The organism is Aquabacterium sp. (assembly GCF_014378415.1).
Classification (GTDB): Bacteria; Pseudomonadota; Gammaproteobacteria; order Burkholderiales; family Burkholderiaceae_C; genus Aquabacterium.
In genome coordinates, this window is record NZ_JACMNS010000203.1 from 19,771 (window position 1) to 27,620 (window position 7,850).

The 7,850-nt window shown below is 62.7% G+C and carries 10 protein-coding genes; 8 read left to right on the top strand and 2 right to left on the bottom strand.

Translation table 11 applies throughout. From position 1 onward, the window contains the following. Positions 1-8 precede the first annotated feature (8 nt). Positions 9-683 (bottom strand): DUF6088 family protein, encoded by a 675-nt coding sequence (locus H7225_RS17315; RefSeq protein ID WP_290664080.1) that lies wholly within the window; start codon positions 681-683, stop codon positions 9-11. Positions 684-875: 192 nt separating this feature from the next. On the opposite strand from H7225_RS17315, the gene H7225_RS17320 reads away from it, so the two are divergent. The 5 genes from H7225_RS17320 to H7225_RS17340 all read left to right on the top strand — a co-directional run bounded on the left by H7225_RS17320 (position 876) and on the right by H7225_RS17340 (position 5,281). Then, positions 876-2,315 (top strand): PA14 domain-containing protein, encoded by a 1,440-nt coding sequence (locus tag H7225_RS17320; RefSeq protein WP_290664082.1) that lies wholly within the window; start codon positions 876-878, stop codon positions 2,313-2,315. A 118-nt stretch (positions 2,316-2,433) separates the two neighbouring features. Continuing rightward, on the top strand, positions 2,434-2,709 hold the full coding sequence (locus H7225_RS17325; RefSeq protein WP_290664084.1) for a DnaJ domain-containing protein: 276 nt from the start codon (positions 2,434-2,436) through the stop codon (positions 2,707-2,709). A gap of 16 nt (positions 2,710-2,725) precedes the next feature. Beyond that, a complete protein-coding gene (locus H7225_RS17330; RefSeq protein ID WP_290664086.1) occupies positions 2,726-3,268 on the top strand; it encodes a hypothetical protein in 543 nt (180 codons plus the stop codon). Between the two features lie 33 nt (positions 3,269-3,301). After that, positions 3,302-4,054: a hypothetical protein gene (locus tag H7225_RS17335; protein WP_290664088.1), complete on the top strand. Its 753-nt coding sequence runs from the start codon at positions 3,302-3,304 to the stop codon at positions 4,052-4,054. Beyond that, entirely contained in the window at positions 4,055-5,281 is a 1,227-nt protein-coding gene (locus H7225_RS17340; protein ID WP_290664090.1) for a hypothetical protein, read from the top strand. A gap of 6 nt (positions 5,282-5,287) precedes the next feature. On the opposite strand, the gene H7225_RS17345 is transcribed toward H7225_RS17340, so the two are convergent. Continuing rightward, complete coding sequence (locus tag H7225_RS17345) at positions 5,288-5,584, bottom strand: hypothetical protein (protein WP_290664092.1); 297 nt, start codon at positions 5,582-5,584, stop codon at positions 5,288-5,290. 68 nt (positions 5,585-5,652) lie between these two features. On the opposite strand from H7225_RS17345, the gene H7225_RS17350 reads away from it, so the two are divergent. From H7225_RS17350 to H7225_RS17360, 3 genes are all read left to right on the top strand, one after another. Beyond that, positions 5,653-6,324: a DUF1345 domain-containing protein gene (locus H7225_RS17350; protein WP_290664093.1), complete on the top strand. Its 672-nt coding sequence runs from the start codon at positions 5,653-5,655 to the stop codon at positions 6,322-6,324. Between the two features lie 108 nt (positions 6,325-6,432). Continuing rightward, positions 6,433-7,026: a Spy/CpxP family protein refolding chaperone gene (locus H7225_RS17355; RefSeq protein ID WP_290664095.1), complete on the top strand. Its 594-nt coding sequence runs from the start codon at positions 6,433-6,435 to the stop codon at positions 7,024-7,026. 26 nt (positions 7,027-7,052) lie between these two features. After that, on the top strand, positions 7,053-7,769 hold the full coding sequence (locus H7225_RS17360) for a response regulator transcription factor (protein ID WP_290664097.1): 717 nt from the start codon (positions 7,053-7,055) through the stop codon (positions 7,767-7,769). Positions 7,770-7,850 lie beyond the last annotated feature (81 nt).

The following is a 7,850-nucleotide window of genomic DNA, read 5'->3' on the forward strand; positions in this document are numbered from 1 at the left end:
TCACCTCTTCATAGGCGGGGTTCATCTTGGCCCTTCTTCGGGTGTGGCGGCATGGTCGGATCGAAGTCGGGCATGGCGCGCAGGAAGTCTTGCATCCATCCGGGCATGGCGGCAAAGCCCTGCGCCAGATCGGCGCGAATGTCTTTCCCATGCTGGGCGTTGTTCAGGATGCGGGCCAGCTTCTTGTTGAGCGTGTCGCCATCTGTGGCCAGCATGTCTTTGAGCCAGTGCAAGGCCTGCACAACCCGCATGGCCGGATGGCCTGCCCAATACAGGCGGCTGGGCGCCGTCAGTTTGAATTCGATGGTGAGTTGATCAATCTGGATGGAGCGGCGGCGCATGTCGGTGTGAATGGTCACACGCGCTGGCACGGCGTCCGTCAGGCCCAGCTCGTTCGCGGCGGTCATGCCATCGATCAGCATCCGTGCCTGGTCCCGCCTGGCCAGTGCGTCGATCACGGCGCGGTAGTCCGGCGTGGTCGGCCGATGGGTCAGGCTGTTGATGATGGGCTGGTCATACAGGCCACGGTCAATGCGGCGCAAGTGGCCGCTGGCGACCATGCGCTGCAAGGTCTTGTCGATCACATCGCGGTTGCCAAGCTGCGCAAAGTCGCCAGGTACCCAGACGTGTCCGGGCCCGGCAACGCTGATGAGCGCTGAAATGTGGTCGCTTGTCGATGACATGAATACGGCTCCTGTCCGTATTTTGTGCGCGAATTTCGGACAAGCCGGGCGAGCAACTTGGATGCCCTTCACGAAGCGGCTGAGTCAGGGGGACCCCCTAACCAAGTAGAGGGCAGGGTTATGTCGGGTTGCTGACCCTTGGCCAGGCCTTGATGATCATTGCGTCTACAAACATCATTCTAGGGAGCTCCAGTGAAAATCATTCATACACTGACTGTGGTCGCCGCCGCTTTGGCCGCGCAAAATTTCGCTTTTGCCGCCACCGTGGCCGATTTCACCAAGGTCTACGAAGGTGCTGGTCAGGCGGTCGATCTCAACAATGCCCGCCAGGTCCTGCTCCGCAGCAGCGACACCTCGTTCACCGTGCTTGACTTGGTCAAAGGCACCAGCACGATCGTCAATCTCAGCAGCGTCTCACCACAAGGCACCTACACCAAGCTGGTGGCCAATGACCTGAGCAACACGGGTTTCGTCACCGGCTTCCTCGATGACACGACGCCATTTTTCTGGTCCGCCAGTGGGGGCGTCAAGATCGTGCCCCAGGGCTTTGGCGGCAAGTTCGTCAATGACAGCGGCGTGACCATCGGCCACGCAGGCACCTGGTCGAACACCGGCGGCACCGTGGCCGTGAGCATTCCCGGCAACGTCACCTCGTTCAACAATGTCGAGCAACTGGGCTATGTCAGCGATTTCATCGCGAACCCCGGCAACCCCGGCGGCCAAGTGAACGCAGGTGTCATGTCGACCTCGGGGCAAAGCACCTTGGCCTTGTCGTACACGGCCAATGCCTACAACGGCTTCCCCGACATCAACGACCAATTCAACATGCCCGATCTGGTCGTGATCAACGATGTCGGCCAGGCCGTGGTCGATTTCTTTGGCGTGAAGGTCTATCCTGACAGCGGCAAGCTGTACACCGGGGCCACCTTGTCGAGTGGTGTGGGGTATGCCGTTCGCGCGATCAACGTCAAGGGGCAGATGATCGGTTCCAACAATCCCAACGCCATGCAATACCCGCTTTGCGGGTGCTACTCCTCGACCGCAGAACCCGTGGTGATCGACATTTCGAGCCTCACCGGCTTCGGTGGCGCCTTGGTCCAGATCAACGATGATGGTCTCATGCTTCACAGCAAGCCGGATTCTTTCGCCCTGTACCAAGCGCCGAACGGTTCGGGCCAGCCTCCGATCGTCGTGCCGGCCACGGGGACGGGGTTGAAGGGCGAGTATTTCAACCAGGGCCTGCTTGGCAAGACGCTGGTGGCCACGCGTGTCGAGAACCCTGATTTCGACTGGGGCACTGCCCGCCCTGCTGCAGCGGTTCACACCGACTTCTTCAGTGTGAAATGGACGGGGTCGGTGCAGGCGGACTCGACGGGGGTGTACCGCTTGCGCACACTCAGTGACGACGGTGTCCGTGTGACCGTGAATGGTCAAAAGGTCATCGACCATTGGACATCGCACAAGGCGGCCACGGACACCAGCGCCGACATCGCCATGGAGGCGGGCAAGCGCTATGACATCACGGTCGAATACTACGAGTTGATCGGCACTGCAGTGATGCGGCTGTCTTGGTTGAAGCCGGGGGCGACCAGCTTCACGGCCATTCCGCTGAACCGCTTGTACCAGCCCTGATCTGGCTCAGCGTCGCCGAAGGCCGACCTCGCGTCGGCCTTTGGCGCTGGGGCCCCGATCTGGCCTTGTTTACCCACGCGCGCCATTCCGGATGAATAATACGGGTTTGCGCGCAAGTATGAGAGACCATTACGCCAGCCTCGGCCTGGGCAGCGCCGCCACCCTGGCCGACATCAAGAAGGCTTTCCGCCAGAAGGCCTCGCTGTACCACCCCGACCGCAATGCCGCCGACGACGCGGCCGAGCGTTTTCGGGCCGTGCAAGAGGCCTACGACGTCCTGTCCGACGCCGCCAAGCGCCAAGCTTACGACGACAACCGCCGCCGCAACCTGCTCGACAGCCCGATCGAGACCGCCAGAGACATCTGGCAAAACTATTTCAGCGCCTTGCTTTGACCAACTTCAGCCCCACATGAGCATCTCCCCTTTCTTCCACGAACTGCGCTCTGCCTACCAGGCCGAACTCGACGACCTGAGCTCTGACTCCGAAGGCAAAGACGTGCTGCGCCAGCGCCTGGCCGCCAAGCGCAAGGAGGTCGATTTCTTGCTACAGATGGTTGAGCTTTGCCCCGAGATGGTCGCGGTGGTGTTCCACCAAGGCTTCCGCTTTCCTCAGCCGGTGCTGATGGACCAATTGCTCAGCCTGGAGGTGGACGAGTTCCCAGAGTGGGACACCCTGGCCAACGCCGTGCAGCTGACGCCCTGGGCGCAAGAGCTGGCTCAGGTCTTCTTGAAAGAGCCCTCTGGTGGCCGCTTCCTGACCGTGGCCGCCGGCCTGGAATACATGCACGGCAAGGTCGACCCCTCACAAGCCGCCCAGGTGGCCGATGAGGACACGGAAGATGGCGAAGACCGCGACGGCGCTTTGGACCAAGAAGAAAATGACGAGGCCCGTGCCCGAGAAGAGGCCGGCGCCGACTGGATGGTCGAGCAAGGTTTCGACCGCAAAGAGTGATTGATTGACCGTTTGAACCAAGAAAGAGATTTGATGAGCAGCCACCACCTTGCCCTGATCGCCAAAACGCAAAGCCTGATCGCCGCTGGCGACATCGTGGGGGCCGAATCCGCCTTGGTCGAGCTGGCCGACAGCGAAGGCGATGGTGCCTTGATGGTCGTGCTGGCGCAGCTGCCGCCCAAGGACATCCTGGCCGTCATCCGCGAGTACGACACCTCCAAGGAGTCGATCATCAACCTGATGGTCACGCCGGCCCAGTTCGCCCGCGCCGTGGTGATTGAAAAGCGCTACAAGGACCTCACCCGCACCCACCTGCGCGGCATGGTCAACTCCATCATCTTCCGCGAAGACGCCAGCCCGGTTGAGTTTTTGACCGCCGTGGGCGACCTGGAAGGCGGCAGCGAAGCGCTGGCCGACTACTTTGCCGACAAGTGGAGCCGGGTTGAAACCTTTGCACGCACCGGCAGTTTCGACGCCCTGGAAGACGACGGCCAGATGCTGTCCGAGACCGCGCTCTATGCCTCGGCCTACGTCAAGCCCATCCTCGATCAAGACGAGGTGGCCGACCAGGACTGGATGGAACTCGCCTGGATCCTGCGCTACCAATGCCCCGATCTGTTCATCGAGATGCTGCTGGTGCTGCGCGCCAAATCGCGCGCCTTCGATGCCGGCATTGAAGAGGCGGACGAGGCCGAAGAGGGCGACGGCAAGGTTGACCTGGCCGACACCGACCGAGGCAAAGTCACCCCGGCCGCCCTGGAGTCGGAAGAAGAGTCGGCGATTTAAATGACGGGCAGTACTTCCACTTCACCCTCATCCATCGCGGTTTACGACGCGCGGCCTTTCTTCGAGAAGGCGCTGCAGTACGGCGTGCAAAACGGCATTATCGACCAGCCCAAGCTGGACACCATCTGCCACGATGCGCCCAAAGGCATGGTGCAGATCGCCAGCTACTTTGGCAGCGAGTTCTTGCGCCCCGAGCTTGAGAAGGCCAAGGATCGGATCGTCAACCTGGTCAGCCTGTACCTGGAAGAAAGCACCGGCAGCGACTTGCGCCTGGCGGCTGAATCCTTGCGCGACCACTCCTTCTTGTCGCGTTCCAAAGGCGGCTCGGACATGCTCAAGCGCCTGATCGCCATGCCGCAGACCAGCCACTTTGGCATGAACGAGCGCCACGGCTTCAACGACGACCACATCCCGCAACTGGCCAAGTGGTCCTTGCGCAGCCTGGCCGACTACCGGGCCGAGCTGGCCCAGCGCAGCCACGCCACCCACGCCATGGACGCGGCCATCTGGCTGGCCGAAGCTTTGGGCATGGACGCCGCCGAGCTGGAAGAAGCCGGGGCCGACGCCGATGCGGTCATCCGCACCGCGCTGCTCGCCTTGGCCACCAAGCACACCGACCTGCCCGACTGGGCCGCCTTCGACAAGATGGTGGGGGCCTTGCGCAAAAAACCGCCGGCCAAGTTGACCGCAAGCCTGCCGCCCAAGTTACCCGAGCACCTCAAGCCCGTGGTCGGTGAAGCCTGGCAGTCGGTCCTGGCCGATCTGCCCAAGATCCTGGACGCCAGCTTGACGCCTCAAAAATTGTTCCAAAAAACGCCCACCTTCCGGGGGCGCTATTTCTGGATTGAAGACGCCTTGAGCGAGGTGGATCACCACGATCGATCCGCCTCCGCCAGCTGGAAAAAAGTCACCGCAGGGCACAGCGACGAAGGTTCATTGATCACCTTGTTCTTGTGCGTGGCCACTGGCACCGCGCCCAAGACCATGCTGACCGAACGCAGCGCGGGCACCCTGATCCGCAAGATCCGAAAAACCGGCCTGGACACCGAACTGGCTGTTGAGTACATCCGCGACCACGCGCCCATGCAGCACCAGGACGACTACGTTCAGCTGTGGCAATCCTTCGTCACCGAAGCCCAGGCCACCCTGAAAAGCGATGCCGACTACGCCTTGAAAGACGCCATGGCCGTGCTGCGCCGCGAGTGCAACGTGGCCACGCCGGCCTGAGGCCACTCACCCATCGGCCGATACGGCCCGCATCCTCGCTTGTCGGCAGATGTTGCTGCCCGTCAGGGTCAGGGTCAGGCTGCCGCCGTCCCAAACCATCCAGTCCAGCTCGATGAACTCGTCGATGTCGCTGGGCGGGATCAGGTTGGCTCGGCGTTGTTTCAGCAAATCAACACAGGCCACCAAAGCCTCACGCAGCGTGTCTAGCCGGGTCGGCAGCGCGGTTGGGGGCGTGACGGTGCCTTTGGTGCTGGCACGCGGGCGGCGTGCGCGGGGCCGGGCGGGCCCATTGAGCTCAGACATGGGGAAACTCCAAAAGCTGAGACACGTTAGCACGGCGATGCGGCTTGTTCCTGCCCGATACTCCCGGGATGTCCCTGCATCGCAATCGATTCATCCGCCAGGTCCAGGTCCGGCCACGCTTGTTCATCGCCGCCGCGTTGGCAGTGGCCATCATGGCACTGCTGCCGGCGGGTGTGGTGCAAAGCCTCACCACCCGAATGCTGATTGGCTGGAACGCCGGTGTCGTGGTGTACCTGGTGCTGGCATGGGTCATGATGGCCCGTTCGTCGCGTGAAAAAATCCGCTGGCGCGCCAACCTTGAGGACGAGGGGCAAATCACCATCCTGGTGCTGGTCATCGTGGCCGCCGTGGCCAGCCTGGCGGCCATCGTGGCCGAGCTCTCGCTGGTCAAAGACATGGCCCGGGCCACCAAGTTCCTGCACATTGGGCTGGCCATCACCACCATCGTGTCCTCCTGGGCGTTCACGCACATCATGTTCGCCCTGCATTACGCCCACGACTATTACCTGGATGGCAGCCAGGGTGCCGCCGGTGGTCTGGATTTCCCGGGCACCGAGGCGCCTGATTACGGCGATTTCGTCTACTTTTCCTTCGTCATCGGCACCTCGGCCCAAACGGCCGATGTCAGCTTCACCAACAGCGCCATGCGGCGCATTGGCCTGATCCACTGCGTGTTGGCCTTCTTGTTCAACACCACCTTGCTGGCCTTGACCATCAACATGGCCGCCAGCATGATTTGAGTGTTTTCACAGATCTTTACGGGCCGGCCACACCGCGTTCACGGCACGCCCGCACCATGAAGGCATGGACAGGTGGCAAGGGCCATCTCCCGCCAAAGGAAACAAACCATGGGCAAGATCGCAAAACTCACTCACGCCGACATGTGGAGACCGCTGGCCATGGCCAGCGCCTTGTTGGTGATTTCGGCCGTGTCAGCCTTCAGCATGAGCTCGTTGGCGCAAGCCCAGGAGCCCGGTGCAGTTTCCAGCGTTTCGGCGCCCAGTGGCGAGCCTCCCCATCACCACGGCCGCATGATGCACGGCCCCGGCCCTGGTGGCCCGGACATGATGCCGCTGGGTGGTCGCCGCCTGGATCGCGTGCTGGACCAGGTCAAGGCCACCGATGCCCAGCGCACGCAGATCAAGGTGCTGGCCAAATCCGCAGAGGCTGATCTGAAGCCCTTGCACGAAGCCGGACGCGGCGTGCATGAGCAAACGCTGGCCCTGTTCGCCCAACCTCAACTGGATGCCGCCGCCGCTGAAAAGCTGCGCCAGCAAGGCCTGGCCAACCACGATGCGCTGAGCAAACGCATGCTGCAGTTCGCGCTCGATGCCGGCAAGGTGTTGACCCCAGCGCAACGCGCTGAACTGGTCGCCAAAGCGGAAAAGCACCACGACCAGGTGAAGTCGCGTGGCCAGGCTCACGCCCGGCTTGAGCATTGAGGCTGCAGGGGGCGACAATGCTGGACATGAGCGAGCACATCCTATTGATCGACGACGACCTGCGCCTGAGCGCCATGGTGGGCGACTACCTGCGCAGCCACGGCTACCAGGTCTCCAGCGCCCCCACCTTGAGCGCGGGCCGTGAACTGCTGGCGCGCCAGGCGGTCGATGCCCTGGTGCTTGACCTGATGCTGCCCGATGGCGACGGCCTGGACCTGTGCCGCGAGTTGCGATCAGCCTCCCGCACACGCACCTTGCCCCTGCTGATGCTCAGCGCCCGAGGTGAGCCCACCGACCGCATCGTGGGCCTGGAGGTTGGGGCCGACGACTACCTGCCCAAACCTTTTGAGCCGCGCGAACTGCTGGCACGCTTGCGCGCCCTTTTGCGCCGCACCAATCCCGCCGCCCAGGACGACGACGTGTGGCGCTTTGGCCGGCTTGAGATTGATGCCGGCCTGCGCCAGGTCCGGCTGGCGGGCACGCCCTGCGAGCTGACTTCTTACCAGTTCGAACTGCTCTCCGTGATGGCCCAGCACCCCGGCCGCGTGCTCAGCCGCGACCACATCATGGACGCTCTCAAAGGCCATCCCCTTGAGGCCTACGATCGCTCCATCGACGTGCACATCTCGCGCATCCGCGCCGCCATCGAAGACGATCCCAAAGAGCCCAAGCGCATCCTCACCGTGCGTGGCGCGGGCTACGTGTTCGCCAAGAAGCAGGACGCTGACACCGAAACCGCATGAAGACGCTGGCGCTGCGGATCTACCTGACCGTGGTCACGGTCTTGCTGCTGTTCACGCTGGGCACCGGGTGGCTGGCACAGC

Coding starts and splice junctions, on each gene's coding strand:
- H7225_RS17315 (WP_290664080.1), bottom strand. CDS start 683: ATGTCATCGACAAGCGACCACATTTCAGCGCTCATCAGCGTTGCCGGG.
- H7225_RS17325 (WP_290664084.1), top strand. CDS start 2,434: ATGAGAGACCATTACGCCAGCCTCGGCCTGGGCAGCGCCGCCACCCTG.
- H7225_RS17330 (WP_290664086.1), top strand. CDS start 2,726: ATGAGCATCTCCCCTTTCTTCCACGAACTGCGCTCTGCCTACCAGGCC.
- H7225_RS17335 (WP_290664088.1), top strand. CDS start 3,302: ATGAGCAGCCACCACCTTGCCCTGATCGCCAAAACGCAAAGCCTGATC.
- H7225_RS17340 (WP_290664090.1), top strand. CDS start 4,055: ATGACGGGCAGTACTTCCACTTCACCCTCATCCATCGCGGTTTACGAC.
- H7225_RS17345 (WP_290664092.1), bottom strand. CDS start 5,584: ATGTCTGAGCTCAATGGGCCCGCCCGGCCCCGCGCACGCCGCCCGCGT.
- H7225_RS17350 (WP_290664093.1), top strand. CDS start 5,653: ATGTCCCTGCATCGCAATCGATTCATCCGCCAGGTCCAGGTCCGGCCA.
- H7225_RS17355 (WP_290664095.1), top strand. CDS start 6,433: ATGGGCAAGATCGCAAAACTCACTCACGCCGACATGTGGAGACCGCTG.
- H7225_RS17360 (WP_290664097.1), top strand. CDS start 7,053: ATGAGCGAGCACATCCTATTGATCGACGACGACCTGCGCCTGAGCGCC.